Here is a 16464-nt window from a genome sequence, read left to right as displayed (position 1 = left end):
TCGTCCGTCTGCCCCCTCCCGAACCGTGGTACCTGCTGAAGTCGCGCAGGCAGCCGGGGGAGGCGCCGACCGCACGGCAACCGGTCGGCCGTACCCACCGTGAGCTCCATCGATCCGCTGCGCCCGCTTCCGGCGCAGCCGGGAAGGTTCGCTGTGCCCGCCACCCCCACCACCGACCCCCTCCAGCGCGAACGCGACCACCTGGCCGCGTCCCGGTCCGCGCTGCGAGCGATGCGCGAGGACGTCCAGTCGCTGGACCTGCGCGACGTGACCGGCACCTGGGTGTCCGCCGCCGTCCTCCAGAACCAGATCGAGGCCCGGATCGCCGCCCTCGCCGACCTCTCGCACACCCCGCTGTTCTTCGGCCGCCTGGACTACCTGCACACGATCAGCGAGGAGCTGAGCGAAGGCGGAGGCGGCGAGAACTTCTACATCGGACGCCGGCACGTCCACGACGCCGACGGCGACCCGATGGTGATCGACTGGCGCGCGCCGGTCTCCCAGCCGTTCTACCGGGCCAGCCGCACCGAGCCGCTGGACGTCGAACGCCGCCGCCGCTTCGGCTACACCGGCGGCGAGCTCACCGCCTACGAGGACGAGCACCTGAGCGACCCGGCGGAGGCCGACACCGCCTCCGCCCTGCTCGCCGCCGAGATCGAGAAGCCCCGCGTCGGCCCGATGCGCGACATCGTCGCCACCATCCAGCCCGAGCAGGACGAGATCGTCCGCTCCGACGTGACGGGCACCATCTGCGTCCAGGGCGCCCCCGGCACCGGGAAGACGGCCGTGGGCCTGCACCGCGTCGCGTACCTGCTGTACGCGCACCGCGAGCGCCTCGCCCGGACGGGCACGCTGGTGATCGGGCCGAACAACGCCTTCCTCTCCTACATCGAGCAGGTGCTCCCGGCCCTGGGCGAGCTGGACGTCAACCAGGCGACCGTGCAGCAGCTGGTCGGGCACGTCGAGGTGCGCGGCGAGGACGACCCGCAGGCGGCCCGGCTGAAGGGCGACGCCCGGATGGCCGAGGTGCTGCGCCGGGCGGTGCGCGTGGGCATCACGCTGCCCACCGAGCCCTGCGTGGTGGTCCGCGGCTCCCGCCGCTGGCGCGTCCAGGTGCACGAGCTCACCGCGATCATCGAGGAGCTGAAGGGCCGCGAGGTGCGCTACGGCGCCGCCAGGGACGCCCTGCCGCAGCGGATCGCGCACACCGTGCTGCTGAAGATGGAGCAGTCCGGCGAGGCCCCCGACGACCGGGTGCAGGACGCGGTGGCCCGCAACGCCGCGGTCAAGGCGGTGGCCAAGGAGTGCTGGCCGGCCGTCGACCCGGCGAAGCTGGTGCTGCGGCTGCTCTCCGACCCGGAGTTCCTGGCCGCCTGCGCGGAGGGCGTGCTGACCCCGGAGGAGCAGCAGGCGGTGCTGTGGCCCAAGCCGGGCCGCTCGGTGAAGACGGCCCGCTGGACGCAGGCCGACGCCGTCCTGGTCGACGAGGCGACGGACCTGGTGCAGCGCACCCCCTCGCTCGGGCACGTGGTGCTGGACGAGGCGCAGGACCTCTCCCCGATGCAGTACCGCGCGGTCGGCCGCCGCTGCACGACCGGCTCGGCGACCGTCCTCGGCGACCTCGCCCAGGGCACCACCCCGTGGGCGACGGCGAGCTGGCCGGACGCGCTGCGCCACCTGGGCAAGCCGGACGCCCACGTCGAGGAGCTGACCAAGGGCTTCCGGGTGCCGGAGGAGGTCATCGCGTACGCCTCCCGGCTGCTCCCGGCGATCGCCCCGGGCCTGGCCCCGGCGACCTCCGTCCGCGACGCCCCCGGCTCGCTGACGATCCGCCACCTCCCGGACGCGGAGGCCGCGCCCGCCGTCGTGGCGGCCTGCCGCGAGGCGCTGGAGCACGAGGGCTCGACCGGGCTGATCGCCGCCGACGCCCGGATCCCGATGCTCGCCGAGGCGCTGACCGCGGCCGGCCTGCCGTACCTGTCCCCCGGCGCCGAGACCAGCGCCGAGGCCCGGCTGACGCTCGTCCCGGCCTCGCTGGCCAAGGGCCTGGAGTACGACTACGTGGTGCTGGACGAGCCGGCCGCGGTGATCGCGGGCGAGCCGGACGAGCGGACGGGCCTGCGACGGCTGTACGTGGCGCTCACCCGTGCCGTCTCGGGCCTGACGGTGCTGCACGGCGAACCGCTGCCCGCGCAGTTGCGCTGAGGAACCGGGCGGCGGGGGCCGGCCCCGACCGGGACCGGCCCCCGCCCTCCGCGCGCGCTCAGGCGTCGATCAGCGCCCGCCACTCGGCGACCTTGGCCGCGTCCACCGGCGTCCGCCAGCCGTCGACCCGCACCGCACCGCCGACGTGGAAGCCGTCGAAGCCCTCGGCCCGCAGCCCCTTCAGGTGTTCGGCCCGCAGGCCGCCGCCGATCAGGATCCGCTGCCCGTACCCGGGCTCGCCCGCGCGGGCCAGCTCCGCCAGCAGCACCTCGTACCCGGCGTCGACGCCGGCGGGTGCGCCCGAGGTGAGGAAGGTGTCCAGCCCGGGCAGCGCGCCGACGGCGGCCCGCAGGGCGGCCCGGTCGGCGCTGTGGTCGATCGCCCGGTGGAAGGTCCAGCGGCAGCCGGCCACCGCCTCGGCGACGGCGGCGGTGGCGGCCAGGTCGACGGCGCCGTCGCCGTGGAGGAAGCCGAAGACGAACTCCTCGGCGCCCTCGGCCCGCAACGCGGCGGCCCGGGCGGCCAGTTCCTCCAGGTCGCCGGGCGCGAAGCCGTCCCGGATCCGGAGCATGACGCGCAGCGGGATGTCGACGGCGGCCCGGATCCGGGCGAAGTCCTCGACGGACGGGGTGAGCCCGTCCGCGGCCATGTCGGTGACCAGTTCGAGCCGGTCGGCGCCGCCCGACTCGGCAGCCTGGGCGTCCTGGGGCGTCAGCGCGATGACTTCGAAAATTGGTCTAGACATATCAGTAGGTTGCCACATCCGGCCGGGCCCGGCGAGCCCTTCTCCCCACCCCCCGGGTCACGCCAGGCTGCGCCCCTTCCCGGAGTCCCCGCCGAACCATCCGCCGAACCGTCCGCCGAACCCGTCGCCGGTCCCGATCCGGCGCATCGCCACCGCGGCCGCCACCAGGAGCAGCAGCACCGGCGCCGCCATCGGCAGCACGTGCCAGAACCCGCGGCCCTCGCGCCAGATGTTGAACAGGCCCGCGAACATCGTCAGCGACAGCACCGCGACCCCGACGGCCGCCGGCAGCACCCGGCCGCGCAGCGCGGTGAAGGTCAGCAGCAGCGGCCCGACCAGCAGCACCGCGAACCACTGCATGTCCAGCGGGAAGGTGGAGTCGCCCCAGTGCTGGACCGCCACCAGCACCCCGCCCCCGAGGACCGAGGCCAGCGCCAGCCCGCCGGAGCGCCAGGAGGCCCTGGGCAGCAACTCCGTCGGCGCCGCGGCCACCACCAGCGCCCCCAGCACGAACGGCATGGTGGACGCGCTGCTGTCCCCCACCCCCCAGAGGTCGAATTCCTGCGGCAGCACGACGGCCTGCGCCAGCACGAACAGCGCGGAGACGGCCTGGACCAGCGAGATGACCCGCACCGCCGTCCAGCGCCCCGTCACGACGGCCACCGCGAGCAGCAGCGCGATCACCGGCGGCGCGATGGTCAGCGCGTACGTGCTGTACGAGGTGTCCCAGGTCAGCCGGTGGGCGGCCAGCTCCGCATCGCGCACCCACGGCACCAGCCCCGCACCGGCCAGCGCCCCGGCGACCATCGGCGCGGCCAGCGCGAGCACCCGCCCGGCCAGCGAGGAGCCGGTCAGCCCGAGCCGCACCCGCAGCCCGTACGCGGCCAGGTCGATCGCCTCACGGACGACGGCCGAACGGCCCGCCTCCGCCGTGGTGTCGGCGAACACCGCGGCCAGTTCCTCGCCGCGCTCCCGGCGGTAGCGCGGCGGGTAGAACTGCAGCGCCGCCCGCAGCACGGTCGACGGCGTCCCGATCGTCGGCGTGGTCATCGTCATGCGAAGAACCCCCTCATCGTCGACTTCCCCTCCGGCTCCGGCTTGCCCTGCAGCACCGACAGGACGTTCGCGAGGCGGCGCTCCGCCTCGGTGGCGACGGCCCGCAGCCGCTCCGCCTCGGAGGCCAGCGCCTCCCGGCCGACGCTGGTCAGCGCGTAGCTGCGCCGCGCCCGCCCGTCCACGACCTCCTCCGCGGCGACCTCGATCAGCCCCTGCTGGAGCAGCCGGTCGAGGGCGCCGTACAGGGTGCCGGTGCGCATCTTGACCCGGCCCTCGGAGATGGCGGCGATCTCCTGGATGAGGGCGTAGCCGTGTCTCGGGGCGTCCGCCAGGGCGGTGAGCAGCAGCAGCGTCGGCTCCTGCATCGAGCGTTCAGTCATACGACTACATATATCGCCAACCTACCTATAGGTCCAGTACTCCCGCCGCCCGGTCCACGACGCGGACCACGAGCGGGCTGAAAAGGGACCAGGCGCAGGCCGGACGCAGGCTAGGAGAGCTCCCCCACCGGCGCGACCACCGCGCCCTGCTTGCCGCACACCCAGTGCGGCTCCGGCCCCAGCTCCGGCTCCACGCCGAGCGCGTGCGGGTCCCCGTCGGCGGCGCAGGCGGTGCACAGCGGCCAGCGCCCGTACGCCTCCAGCAGCGCGTCCTGGACGTCCTGGGCGACCAGCCCGAGCACGTACTCGGTGCCGTCCGGCCACTGCTCCAGCCACCAGCGGCGGTGCGTCACGGCCTGCTCCACCAGGGAGACGACGGCGGCGTCCGCCACGTCCCGTGCGGTGAGGTCGGCCAGGATCAGCGCCCGCGCGTTGTGCAGCGCGGTCTCGATGTCGTCGGAAGCCATCTGTCCATTCTCCGGTAGAACGCCGTGTGGGCGGCCCCCCGAAGGGAACCGCCCACACGATCAGGAACCAGCCGATCCGATCGGTGCGATCAGGATCAGAAGTCCATGTCACCGCCCGGCATGCCGCCGCCGGCGGCCGCAGCGGCCTTCTCCGGCTTGTCGGCGATGACGGCCTCGGTGGTGAGGAACAGCGCCGCGATGGAGGCGGCGTTCTGCAGCGCGGAGCGGGTCACCTTGGCCGGGTCGATGATGCCCTCGGCGATCAGGTCGACGTAGGTGTTGGTGGCCGCGTTCAGGCCGTGACCGGCGGGGAGGTTGCGCACCTTCTCCACCACGACGCCACCCTCCAGGCCGGCGTTGGTCGCGATCTGCTTGATCGGGGCCTCCAGCGCGACCTTGACGATGTTGGCACCGGTGGCCTCGTCGCCCTCCAGCTCCAGCTTGTCGAAGGCGACACCGGCCTGCAGCAGCGCGACGCCACCACCGGCGACGATGCCCTCCTCGACGGCGGCCTTCGCGTTGCGGACGGCGTCCTCGATGCGGTGCTTGCGCTCCTTGAGCTCCACCTCGGTGGCCGCGCCGGCCTTGATGACGGCCACGCCGCCGGCCAGCTTGGCGAGGCGCTCCTGGAGCTTCTCGCGGTCGTAGTCCGAGTCGCTGTTCTCGATCTCGGCGCGGATCTGGTTCACGCGGCCGGCGACCTGCTCGCTGTCACCGCCACCGTCGACGATGGTGGTCTCGTCCTTGGTGATGACCACCTTGCGGGCGGTGCCCAGCAGGTCGATGCCGGCGTTCTCCAGCTTGAGGCCGACCTCCTCGGAGATCACGGTGCCACCGGTGAGGATGGCGATGTCGCCGAGCATGGCCTTGCGGCGGTCGCCGAAGCCCGGGGCCTTGACGGCCACGGACTTGAAGGTGCCGCGGATCTTGTTCACGACCAGGGTCGACAGGGCCTCGCCCTCGACGTCCTCGGCGATGATGACGAGCGGCTTGCCGCTCTGCATGACCTTCTCCAGCAGCGGCAGCAGGTCCTTGACCGAGCCGATCTTGGAGTTGGCGATGAGGATGTAGGGGTCCTCGAACGTCGCCTCCATGCGCTCCAGGTCGGTCGCGAAGTAGGCGGAGATGTAGCCCTTGTCGAAGCGCATGCCCTCGGTGAGCTCGAGCTCCAGACCGAAGGTGTTGCTCTCCTCGACGGTGATGACGCCTTCCTTGCCGACCTTGTCCATGGCCTCGGCGATGAGCTCGCCGATCTGGGTGTCGGCGGCCGAGATGGAGGCGGTGGAGGCGATCTGCTCCTTGGTCTCCACGTCCTTGGCCTGGGCCAGCAGCTGGTCGGAGACGGCGGCGACGGCCTTCTCGATACCGCGCTTCAGGGCCATCGGGTTGGCGCCGGCGGCGACGTTGCGCAGACCCTCGCGCACCAGGGCCTGGGCCAGCACGGTGGCGGTGGTGGTGCCGTCACCCGCGACGTCGTCGGTCTTCTTGGCGACCTCCTTGACGAGCTCCGCGCCGATCTTCTCGTAGGGGTCCTCGAGCTCGATCTCCTTGGCGATGGAGACACCGTCGTTGGTGATCGTGGGGGCGCCCCACTTCTTCTCCAGCACGACGTTGCGACCCTTGGGGCCGAGCGTGACCTTCACTGCGTCGGCGAGCTGGTTCATGCCACGCTCAAGGCCGCGGCGAGCTTCCTCATCAAAGGCGATGATCTTGGCCATCAGAAGTGGTCCTCCGGGACACGGTCGACTGCTCGGACCAAGGGGTGCCCGCGACGGACGGCCCTGGTGTGCGGGGGTCCTTTCCCCTACCGCTCCCGGGGGCCTCACCGACCCGGTCCGCTGTCACTCTCACGCTGTGAGTGCTAACGCCAATGATTAGCACTCCGGGTGGTCGAGTGCAAGCCCAATCGCGATCCCGCGAGCCGTCCGGGGCGCTCCCGCCGACCCGCGCAACTCCCCGCCGGGGAACGCCGACGGGCCCGCACGACACGTGTCGTACGGGCCCGCCGAGAAGCGAGTGGTCACCAGCCGTGGGCCGCGCCGAGCTCCTGGGGTCGGAAGGGGGTCACACCGCGGCGCGGACCATGTCCGCCTGCGGGCCCTTCTGTCCCTGGGAGATCTCGAACTCGACCCGCTGGCCCTCCTCGAGGGTGCGGTAGCCGTCCATCTGGATCGCGCTGTAGTGGACGAAGACGTCCGCACCACCGTCGACCGCGATGAAGCCGTAGCCCTTCTCCGCGTTGAACCACTTGACGGTGCCCTGAGCCATTCCGAACTCCCCTAGTGCTGTGCTGGCCCTTCACGCGCCCGCAGGTCGCGGGCCCGGGTCTGGTTTGAAGGCCGGCCCGGGGAACCCCCCCTGGGCGCAGCCGTGCACGCCGCAATCCTCCGCCGGGGGTGCCTGACGGCGCCCTGTGAGCGGGTGATTACGTCGACCGCGGCTGAATGTATCCGGATCGACGCCCTCTGCAACAGGGTCAGCTGCGGGGAATTCCGGCACCGCGCCAAGGGGCAGGACGGGCCAAAGCGGGAGGAATTCGGCATTTCACGCCGGACATAGCGGACGGATTACTACAAATCCCCGCGGGAATTCTGACATCTGCCTGACATGTTTCACGGCCCGGGCACCCGACCGGTCTCAGCGGCCGGACGACCGTCCGGCGATTCGCGGGTGATTCGCGGGTGAGGATGAGGGGAAGCCCTGTTCCCAACCGAGCCACACTCTACTCCGACTTGACCCCGCCATATTCCCGCCGAAATGCGGCCGGCCGCCCGTGCGTACGGAGAACGGAATTCCGTACGCGCGGACGGCCGGTCGGACGAACGGCTCGGGCGGGGTGCCCGGATCGATCGGGGCGCGGCTCAGCAGCCGCCGGCCACCGCCGGGATGATCGAGACGCTGGCGCCGTCCGCGATCCCGGTCGCCAGGCCCTCGGCGAAGCGCACGTCGTCGTCGTTCACGTAGACGTTGACGAAGCGGCGCAGCTTGCCGGCGTCGTCCAGGATGCGGGCGGAGATCCCCGCGTGGTTCTTCTCCAGGTCGGCGATGACCTCGCCCAGGGTGGCGCCCTCGGCGGCCACCTCGGCGGCGCCGCCGGTGTAGGTGCGCAGGATGGTGGGGATACGGACGTTGGCGCTCATGGTTCTCCTAGCGGACGGGGCCCAGCGGGGTGGGGGGTGTTCAGGCGGACGCGAGGCCGGCGTCGTGGAAGGACGCCAGGGTCGGGCGGATGACGGCGGTCATCCCGGACCCGGCGACGGCGTCCAGGGTCTTCAGGCCGTCGCCGGTGTTGATCGCGACGGTCTCCTTGGCCGGGTCCAGCTGGCCGGTCTCCACCAGCTTCTTCAGCACGCCGACGGTCACCCCGCCCGCGGTCTCGGCGAAGACGCCCTCGGTCCGGGCCAGCAGCCGGATCGCGTCCACCACCTCGGCGTCGGTGACGTCCTCGACCGCGCCGCCGGTGCGCCGGGCGATGTCCAGCACGTACGGGCCGTCCGCCGGGTTGCCGATCGCCAGCGACTTGGCGATGGTGTCCGGCTTGACCGGGCGGATCACGTCCTGGCCGGCCTTGAACGCCGCCGACACCGGGGAGCACCCCGCCGCCTGGGCGCCGAAGACCTTGTACGGCCGGTCCTCGACCAGGCCGAGCCTGATCAGCTCCTGCAGCCCCTTGTCGATCTTGGTCAGCTGGGAGCCGGAGGCGATCGGGATGACGATCTGCTCCGGCAGCCGCCAGCCGAGCTGCTCGCAGATCTCGTACGCCAGCGTCTTGGAGCCCTCGCCGTAGTACGGGCGCAGGTTGACGTTGACGAAGCCCCAGCCCTCGCCGGCCGGGTCGCCGATCAGCTCCGAGCAGAAGCGGTTCACATCGTCGTAGTTGCCCTCGATGCCGACCAGCTCGCCGCCGTACACCCCGGCCATGACGACCTTGCCCTGCTCCAGGTCGTGCGGGATGAACACGCAGGACTTGAAGCCGGCCCGGGCGGCCGCCGCGCCCACCGCGCCGGCCAGGTTGCCGGTGGAGGAGCAGGAGAGCGTCGTGAAGTCGAAGGCCCGCGCGGCCTCGATGGCGCAGGCCACCACGCGGTCCTTGAACGAGTGGGTCGGGTTGCCCGAGTCGTCCTTGATGTGCAGCTGCGCGGTGAAGCCCAGCTCGCGGCCCAGGTTGTCCGCCTTGACCAGCGGGGTCCAGCCGGGGTTCAGGTTGGGCTTGGTGGCGACGTCGGCCGGGACGGGCAGCAGCGGCGCGTAGCGCCAGATCGAGCTCGGGCCGGCCTCGATCCGGCGGCGCAGCTCCTCGGCGTCCTCGCTGCCGAAGTCGTACGCGATCTCCAGCGGGCCGAAGCACTCCAGGCAGGCGAAGCTCGGACCGAGCGGGAAGCGGGTGCCGCACTCCCGACAGGACAGCGCGGTGGCGGGGCCGAGGTCCACGGATGCGGGTGCGACAGTGTCGATAGCCATGATGGCGGAGGCCTCTCTCCTCATCTTCCCCGTGGCACGGTCGCGCCACAGGCCGGAATTGGCACCTGTCCCGCCGGGGCCTGTCGACAGACAGCCGCGCGAGAAGGTTGCCGGGACGTCAACGGGCCGTTCCCTCAGTCCCTCTGGATGAGCATGTGAAATTGTGGTGGTGCTCAACGGCGACCCCGGCGTGCAAAGGTCCGGCCGCTGTACGAAGACTGTATCCGAAGGCGTCAACCCCGAATGGGATCGTCCGCCACGCGAGATGGCGCGTCCCACCGACCCCGCCGAGGAGAGTCCCGTGCCCGCCGAACCGACCCCCGCGCTGCTCCCGCAGGCGGCGTCCTGGCTGCGCCGCCGCTCGTGGAGCGCGGTCGACCGGCCGGTGCACGCCCTGCTGGAGGCCAAGCGCCGGACCGGCCACACGGTCAGCGTGGTGCTGCCCGCGCTGGACGAGGAGGCCACCGTCGGCGACATCGTCCGCACCATCCGCCGCGAGCTGATGGAGCGCCTCCCGCTGGTCGACGAACTCGTCGTGGTCGACTCCGGCTCGGCCGACGCCACCGCCGCCGTCGCCGCCCGGGCCGGCGCCCGGGTGGAGTACCGCGACGCGATCCTGCCCCGGCTGCCCGCCGTCCCCGGCAAGGGCGAGGTGCTCTGGCGCTCGCTGCTGGTCACCCGCGGCGACATCGTCTGCTTCGTCGACGCCGACCTGCGCGAGTTCGACCCGGCCTTCGTCTCCGGCATCCTCGGCCCGCTGCTCACCGAACCGGACATCCAGCTGGTCAAGGCCATGTACGACCGGCCGCTGGAGACCGAGGGGGCGGTGGTCCCGGCCGGCGGCGGCCGGGTCACCGAACTGGTCGCCCGCCCGCTGCTCAACCTGCACTGGCCGGAACTCGCCGGTTTCGTCCAGCCGCTCGGCGGCGAGTACGCGGCCCGCCGCGCGCTGCTCGAACGGCTCCCCTTCCCCACCGGCTACGGCGTCGAACTCGGCCTGCTGGTCGACGCGCTGGAGACGGTCGGGCTGGACGCCCTGGCCCAGGTGGACGTCGGCGTCCGGCACCACCGGCACCAGGACGGCCAGGCCCTCGGCCGGATGGCCGCGACCATCTACCGCACCGCCCTGGAACGCCTCGACCGCACCCACCGGCTGAAGGCCTCGGCCGACCTCGTCCACCCGCTGCTGACCCAGTTCACCCGCGACCCGCAGAGCCGGGAGTTCACCGCCCACACCCACCCGGTGACCGCCCTGGAACGCCCGCCCATGCACACCGTGCCCGAGTACGCGACCCGACACTGAACACCCACCGAAAGGGTTTGCCGCTCCGGAGCCCCGGCAACGTACCAACCATGGGCGATCTCACGACCGAACGTTCGAGTGTGACCGGCACCGCCCCCGTCCTGGTGGCCTCCAATCGGGGACCGGTGTCGTTCAGCACCGCGGACGACGGCGCGCTGACCCTCCGCCGCGGCGGCGGAGGCCTGGTCTCCGGCCTCTCCGCCATCGACGACCCCGACGCCGTCTGGGTCTGCGCCGCCCTCGGCGCGGCCGACCGGCAGGCCGCCAGGGAGGCCCCGGACGGCCGCCTCGACCTCGCCGGGCACGACGTGGGCGGCCAGGCCGTCCGCATGCTGGACATCGATGCCGACACCTTCGCCCGCGCCTACAACGGCGTCGCCAACTCCACCCTCTGGTTCGTCCACCACCTGCTCTACGCCACCCCCACCGCCCCCGCCTTCGACGCCGGGTTCCGCACCGAGTGGGCCGCCTACCGCGCCTACAACGCCGCCTTCGCCGAGGCGCTGGCCGCCGAGGCCGCCCCCGGGGCCGCCGTGCTGGTCCAGGACTACCACCTCTCGCTGACCCCGGCCCTGCTCCGCGCCGCCCGCCCCGACCTGCGGATCGGCCACTTCTCGCACACCCCGTGGGCCCCGCCCGAGTACTTCCGGCTGCTGCCCGACGACGTCGCCGAGGCCGTCCTCACCGGCATCCTGGGCGCCGACCGGGCCGGCTTCCTCACCCGCCGCTGGGCGCTGGCCTTCGCCGACTGCTGCGCCGACCTGCTCGGTGCCGAGGTCGACCGGGACGCCATGACCGTCACCCACGCCGGCCGCACCACCCGGCTCGGCGTGCACGCGCTCGGCGCCGACGCCGACTTCCTGCGCGAACGCTCCCACCGCCCGGACGTCGACGAACGCCTCGCCGCCCTCCGCGAGGCCGTCGGCGGGCGCCGCACCATCGTCCGGGTCGACCGCACCGAGCTGAGCAAGAACATCGTCCGCGGCCTCCAGGCCTACCGGCACCTGCTGCGCACCCGCCCCGAATGGCACGACCGGGTGGTGCACATCGCCTTCGCCTACCCCTCGCGCACCGACCTCGCCGAGTACCGCGCCTACACCGCGCAGGTCCAACGGCTCGCCGAGGACATCAACGCCGAGTTCGCCACCCCCGCCTGGCAGCCGCTGATCCTGCACGTCGACGACGACTTCCCGCGCTCCCTGGCCGCCTACCGGCTCGCCGACGTGGCCCTGGTCAACCCGATCCGGGACGGCATGAACCTGGTCGCCAAGGAGGTTCCGGTGGTGTCCGACCACGGCTGCGCCCTGGTGCTCTCCCGCGAGGCCGGCGCGCACGCCGAACTCGCCGAAGACGCGCTCACCGTCAACCCGTACGACGTCATCGCCACCGCCGACGCCCTGCACGCCGGCCTCACCATGCCCGAGGAGGAGCGCGCCGACCGCACCAAGCGCCTCGCGGCGGCGGCCACCGCGCTGCCCCCGCAGCAGTGGTTCCTCGACCAGCTCAACGCGCTGTGAACCGGCTCAACGCGCTGTGAACCGGCTCGACGCACGCTGAACCCGCTCGGCGCGCCGCCGCCCGGCTCAGCCCGCGCCGACGGCCGCGCCCAGCGCCGCGAGCAGCTCCACCACGCCGGCCGGGCCCGGGACCACCAGGTCCGCCCGGTCGGCGAGCTCGCGCACCGGCGCGTCCCCCACCGCGCCGCTGCACACCAGCAGCCCCGCCACCCCCTCGCCGCGCAGCTTCTCCACCGCCGCGAAGGCCGCCACGTCCCCCAGGTCGTCCCCCGCGTACAGCACCGAAGCCGCCCCGCGCTCACGCAGGAAGCCGGTCAGCGCCGCGCCCTTGTCCACCCCCGGCGGCCGCAGCTCCAGCACCAGCCGCCCGGGCTCCACCACCAGCCCGTGCCCGGCCGCCAGCTCGCCGACCGGCGCCCGCAGCAGCTCCAGCGCCTCCTCGGGTGCCGCCGTGCGCCGGGTGTGCACCGCCAGCGAGCGCCCCTTGTCCTCCAGCCACGTCCCCTCGGGCGCCCCCGCCGCCGCCAGCAGGCCAGGCAGCGCCGCCCGTGCCCCGGCCACCCCGGGGTGCACCGGCGGCGCGGTCACCTCGCCGCCCTCCCAGCGCTCGGCGCCGTAGTGCCCCAGCACCACGACCCCGGGCAGCCCGTCCAGGCCGCCGTACTCCGCCGCCAGCGCGGCCGGCCGCCCCGTCACCACCACCACGGCCCGCACCGCCGGCACCAGCGCCCGCAGCGCGGCCGCCGCCCCCGGATGCGCCCGCGCCCGATCGGGGTCCGCCACGATCGGCGCCAGCGTCCCGTCGAAGTCCAGCGCGATCACCGCGTCACCCGGCGCCGCCAGGATCGCCCGCAGCCCGTCCCGCCCGGCAGCCGTGACCGGCGCCCACTTCTCGTCAAAGCCCATGCCCGAGCCCTACCCCGCGGCCCCGTCCCGCTACCGTGCCGCCCGCCGGGCCTCCCGGATCCGGCGCAGCCGGTTCACCAGGACCGGGGCGTGCGCCAGGGCCTCCGGCCGGTCCAGCAGCGCGTTCAGCAGCTGGTAGTACCGGGTGGAGGAGAGCCCCAGCTCCTCCCGGATCGCCCGTTCCTTGGCCCCGGCCGTCCGCCACTGCCGCCCCTCCAGGGCCAGCACCGCCACGTCCCGCTCACTCAGCTCGCCCACCAGGACACCTCCGCCATCACTACGGAGTGTCATTCTCCCGCGTGAGCCGGACACACTGTGCGCCCTCCGGCGCCCGGCCGCCCCGGCTAGCGTCGGCGGTATGACCACGCCCAGCTTCGCCGTGCACATCCCCACCGCCGACCTCGAACCCGATCCGCTCGACCCGGCCCAGATCGTCTCCGGCACCCCGGAGGTCTCCGGCCTGGTCCTCTCCGAGTCCCCCGACGGCCGCCAGCTGCGCGGCATCTGGCAGATCACCCCGGGCGTGGTCACCGACGTGGAGGCCGACGAGCTGTTCGTGGTGCTCAGCGGCCGGGCCACCATCGAGGTCGAGGGCGGCCCGACCCTGGAGGTCGGCCCGGGCGACTGCGCCGTGCTGCGCGAGGGCGACCGGACCACCTGGACGGTCCACGAGACGCTCCGCAAGGCCTACGCCATCACGCTCCCCTGACGAGCCCGCACCGACGGCCCCGACCCTGACGACCCCGCCCCCGGAGGGCGCCCCGGCCCGGGTTCACTTGCGGACCCGGGCCGCCTCCTTGACCGCCGCGTCCTGCAGCCCGGCGAGCGCCTGCTTCGGGTCCCCGGTGACGGCCTGCCCGATCCCGGCCTTGATCCGGTTGCTGACGTCGCCCCAGGCCGGGTCCCCGAACGGGTAGAAGCTGGCGTTGGTCAACCCGACCGCGAACTGCTTGAGGTCCTCGTGCTTCGGGTCGGACGTCATCTGGTTGAACGCGTCCTGGGTGACCGGCAGCAGGTTGTACTGCTCGTCGAACTTCAGCTGGAACTCGCGGGAGTAGGCGAAGGACAGGAACTTCTTGATCTCGTTCTTGTGCCCGTTGGCCTTGAACGCCATCATCCAGTCCGCGACGCCGAGGCTGCCGGTCTTGCCCACGCCGTCCTTCTTGGGGATCGGCGCCGTCCCGAAGTCGATCTTCCCGGCGGTGGCCATCCGCAGCAGCGTCGGGTGCCCGTTCAGCATCGCGACCTTCCCGGCCGCGAAGTCCTGGAAGACCGGGGTGCGGTTCATCTTGCCCGGGTCCGGATAGGTCAGCCCGGTGGCCACCAGGTTGTTCTTCAGCCAGCTGAAGGTGGCCTGGTTCTGGGTGCTGTCGATGGTGTAGTTGCCGACGTCGTCGGAGAGGCTGCCGCCGCCGCTCAGCGACCACAGCATGGACTCGGCGGGCGCCTCCTCCGGCCCGAGCGGCAGCCCGTACGGGGTCACGCCCGGCACCTTGGCCTTGATCTTCTCGGCGTCCTGGCGCAGTTCGTTCCAGGTGGCCGGCGGCTGGGTGATGCCGGCCTGGCGGAAGACCGCCTTGTTGTAGAAGAGCACCCGGGAGGAGGAGACGAACGGGATGCCGTACTGGGTGCCGAGCACCTGCCCGGCGTGCGCGAAGGTGTCCAGGAAATTGGCCTGGGTGTCCATCGAGAGCACGTCGGCGGCCGGGTACAGCCGGTCCGCCGCGACCTGGTCGGCGAAACCGCCGGTCTGCAGCAGGTCGGGGGACTTGCCGGCCGCGATCATGTCGTCGACCTTCTTGCCGATGTCGGTCCAGCTGTCCACCTCGACGTCGACCTTGATGCCGGGGTTGGCGGCCTCGAAGCCGCGCGCGATCTCGTCCCAGTACAGCTTGGAGCTGGTGTCGGCGTTCTCCCCGTAGTCGGCGGCGACCAGCTTGAGGGTGACCGGCCCGTCGTCCTTCCCGCCGCAGGCGCTGACGGCGGTGAGTACCAGTGCTCCGGCCAGCGCGGTGCCGAGGACGCGGGTGGGAACGTGGGCGCGCCTGTTCAACGCGGGTACCGCCTTCAGGGGAGAACTGCGACCGGACGGGGGAATCCGGGAGGGGGGAGGCGCAACACTGCCAAACCCACCGGGCGGTGGTCCACACCACTGTGCCGAGCCCGCCGAGTAGTTATCGAAGTGCGGACGTCATTGCACGATGCGCAACAGAAGGTGAACGGAAGGCGCCCGGCGCAAAGCCGCTCACACCGCCCCCATCTGCGACAAAGCTCACCTACTTTGGACCAGACCAATCCGACAACTGGACTAGACCTCTTCTACCCGACCAAGGGAAACTGTCCTCCGTGAAGCACGTCATCGCACTCGATGTAGGCGGCACCGGCATGAAGGCCGCGCTGCTCGCCCAGGACGGCTCCGTGCTGTTCGAAGCACGCCGACCGACCGGGCGGGAGCATGGCACGGACGCCGTGGTCACCGCCATCCTCGACTTCGCCGCCGACCTGGCGGACGAGGGCCGGGGCCGCTTCGGCGTCGCCCCGCTCGCGGCCGGCGTCGCCGTCCCCGGCACGATCGACGAGAGGAACGGCATCGCGGTCTACTCGGCCAACCTCGGCTGGCGGGACCTCCCGCTGCGCAAGCTCCTGGGCGAGCGCCTGGCCGGGCCCGACCGCGCCGGCATCCCCGTCGCACTCGGCCACGACGTGCGCTCGGGCGGCCTGGCCGAGGGCCGGCTCGGCGCCGGCCGGGGCGTCGACCGCTTCCTGTTCATCGCGCTGGGCACCGGCATCGCCGGTGCCATCGGCATCGGCGGCCGGATCGAGGCCGGCGCGCACGGCTACGGCGGCGAGATCGGCCACGTCGTGGTCCGCCCGGGCGGACCGCAGTGCGGCTGCGGCGCCCGCGGCTGCCTGGAGACGCTCGCCTCCGCCTCCGCCGTGTCCCGTGCCTGGGCCGCGGCCAGCGGCGACCCCGACGCCGACGCGGCATCCTGCGCCGCCGCGGTGGACGCCGGGGACGACCGCGCGCTCGCGGTCTGGCAGGGCGCCGTCGACGCCCTCGCCGACGGGATCGTGCTCGCCCAGAGCCTGCTCGACCCGTCCACGGTGATCGTCGGCGGCGGGCTGGCCGAGGCCGGTGACACGCTCTTCGGCCCGCTGCGCACGGCGGTCACCGAGCGCCTGACCTTCCAGATGCCCCCGAAGGTCGTACCCGCCATGCTCAAAGACACCGCCGCGTCCCTGGGCGCGGGCCTGCTCGCCTGGGATCTGCTCTCCATGGAGGTGACCGCGTGACCACCGCGGACCGTGACCGTACCGCACTGGCCGGCGCCCGGCTGGTCCTGCCCGGCGGCGTCGTCGAGGGCGGCCGCCTGGCCGTCGAGGGCGACCGGATCGCCGGCCTCGGAGGCGGGAGCGAGCCGGG

At 72.9% G+C, this 16464-nt stretch carries 16 protein-coding genes and 1 riboswitch; of the genes, 5 read left to right on the top strand and 11 right to left on the bottom strand.

Going from position 1 to position 16464, the window contains the following annotated elements:
- Positions 1-153 precede the first annotated feature (153 nt).
- A complete protein-coding gene (locus tag ACFVTF_RS19495) occupies positions 154-2205 on the top strand; it encodes a HelD family protein (protein ID WP_387814958.1) in 2052 nt (683 codons plus the stop codon).
- A 58-nt stretch (positions 2206-2263) separates the two neighbouring features.
- Here ACFVTF_RS19495 and ACFVTF_RS19490 read toward each other — a convergent pair whose 3' ends face one another.
- From ACFVTF_RS19490 to thrC, 8 genes are all read right to left on the bottom strand, one after another.
- Positions 2264-2950, bottom strand: coding sequence for a copper homeostasis protein CutC (locus tag ACFVTF_RS19490; RefSeq protein ID WP_387814956.1), 687 nt, complete (start codon positions 2948-2950; stop codon positions 2264-2266).
- A gap of 57 nt (positions 2951-3007) precedes the next feature.
- Complete coding sequence (locus tag ACFVTF_RS19485; RefSeq protein ID WP_387814954.1) at positions 3008-4006, bottom strand: hypothetical protein; 999 nt, start codon at positions 4004-4006, stop codon at positions 3008-3010.
- Positions 4003-4386, bottom strand: coding sequence for a PadR family transcriptional regulator (locus tag ACFVTF_RS19480; protein WP_387814952.1), 384 nt, complete (start codon positions 4384-4386; stop codon positions 4003-4005). Before ACFVTF_RS19480 ends, ACFVTF_RS19485 begins: the two co-directional genes overlap by 4 nt.
- Before the next feature lie 110 nt (positions 4387-4496).
- Positions 4497-4853: a hypothetical protein gene (locus ACFVTF_RS19475; RefSeq protein ID WP_063348227.1), complete on the bottom strand. Its 357-nt coding sequence runs from the start codon at positions 4851-4853 to the stop codon at positions 4497-4499.
- A 95-nt stretch (positions 4854-4948) separates the two neighbouring features.
- Positions 4949-6571: a chaperonin GroEL gene (gene groL, locus ACFVTF_RS19470; RefSeq protein ID WP_049652341.1), complete on the bottom strand. Its 1623-nt coding sequence runs from the start codon at positions 6569-6571 to the stop codon at positions 4949-4951.
- A 346-nt stretch (positions 6572-6917) separates the two neighbouring features.
- Positions 6918-7121: a cold-shock protein gene (locus ACFVTF_RS19465; protein WP_030289665.1), complete on the bottom strand. Its 204-nt coding sequence runs from the start codon at positions 7119-7121 to the stop codon at positions 6918-6920.
- 593 nt (positions 7122-7714) lie between these two features.
- Positions 7715-7993 (bottom strand): MoaD/ThiS family protein, encoded by a 279-nt coding sequence (locus ACFVTF_RS19460; RefSeq protein WP_350877443.1) that lies wholly within the window; start codon positions 7991-7993, stop codon positions 7715-7717.
- Between the two features lie 40 nt (positions 7994-8033).
- Positions 8034-9314 carry a threonine synthase gene (gene thrC / locus ACFVTF_RS19455; RefSeq protein WP_371517533.1) on the bottom strand — a complete coding sequence of 427 codons (1281 nt, stop codon included), beginning with the start codon at positions 9312-9314 and terminating at the stop codon, positions 8034-8036.
- Between the two features lie 17 nt (positions 9315-9331).
- Positions 9332-9468, bottom strand: a riboswitch (SAM riboswitch).
- Between the two features lie 171 nt (positions 9469-9639).
- On the opposite strand from thrC, the gene ACFVTF_RS19450 reads away from it, so the two are divergent.
- On the top strand, positions 9640-10617 hold the full coding sequence (locus ACFVTF_RS19450; RefSeq protein ID WP_363632276.1) for a glucosyl-3-phosphoglycerate synthase: 978 nt from the start codon (positions 9640-9642) through the stop codon (positions 10615-10617).
- 50 nt (positions 10618-10667) lie between these two features.
- Entirely contained in the window at positions 10668-12134 is a 1467-nt protein-coding gene (locus ACFVTF_RS19445) for a trehalose-6-phosphate synthase (protein WP_387814949.1), read from the top strand.
- A gap of 66 nt (positions 12135-12200) precedes the next feature.
- Here ACFVTF_RS19445 and otsB read toward each other — a convergent pair whose 3' ends face one another.
- Positions 12201-13040 (bottom strand): trehalose-phosphatase, encoded by an 840-nt coding sequence (gene otsB / locus ACFVTF_RS19440; protein WP_371517535.1) that lies wholly within the window; start codon positions 13038-13040, stop codon positions 12201-12203.
- 30 nt (positions 13041-13070) lie between these two features.
- The gene (locus tag ACFVTF_RS19435) at positions 13071-13331 is read right to left on the bottom strand and encodes a DUF3263 domain-containing protein (protein ID WP_363584876.1); all 261 of its coding nucleotides are present in this window, start codon (positions 13329-13331) and stop codon (positions 13071-13073) included.
- A gap of 67 nt (positions 13332-13398) precedes the next feature.
- Here ACFVTF_RS19435 and ACFVTF_RS19430 point away from each other — a divergent pair, with 67 nt between their 5' ends.
- Complete coding sequence (locus tag ACFVTF_RS19430; RefSeq protein ID WP_063348234.1) at positions 13399-13749, top strand: cupin domain-containing protein; 351 nt, start codon at positions 13399-13401, stop codon at positions 13747-13749.
- A 63-nt stretch (positions 13750-13812) separates the two neighbouring features.
- Here the strand turns inward: ACFVTF_RS19430 and ACFVTF_RS19425 are convergent, their stop codons facing one another.
- The gene (locus ACFVTF_RS19425; RefSeq protein WP_387814946.1) at positions 13813-15093 is read right to left on the bottom strand and encodes an extracellular solute-binding protein; all 1281 of its coding nucleotides are present in this window, start codon (positions 15091-15093) and stop codon (positions 13813-13815) included.
- A 293-nt stretch (positions 15094-15386) separates the two neighbouring features.
- On the opposite strand from ACFVTF_RS19425, the gene ACFVTF_RS19420 reads away from it, so the two are divergent.
- Positions 15387-16334 (top strand): ROK family protein, encoded by a 948-nt coding sequence (locus tag ACFVTF_RS19420; protein ID WP_387814944.1) that lies wholly within the window; start codon positions 15387-15389, stop codon positions 16332-16334.
- Positions 16335-16464: the final 130 nt, after the last annotated feature.

The sequence above is a fragment of the Kitasatospora sp. NPDC057940 genome (assembly GCF_042887425.1).
Taxonomy (GTDB): domain Bacteria; phylum Actinomycetota; class Actinomycetes; order Streptomycetales; family Streptomycetaceae; genus Kitasatospora.
Note: the sequence above shows the minus strand (reverse complement) of the source record. Positions and strands in the feature narration are given on the sequence as shown.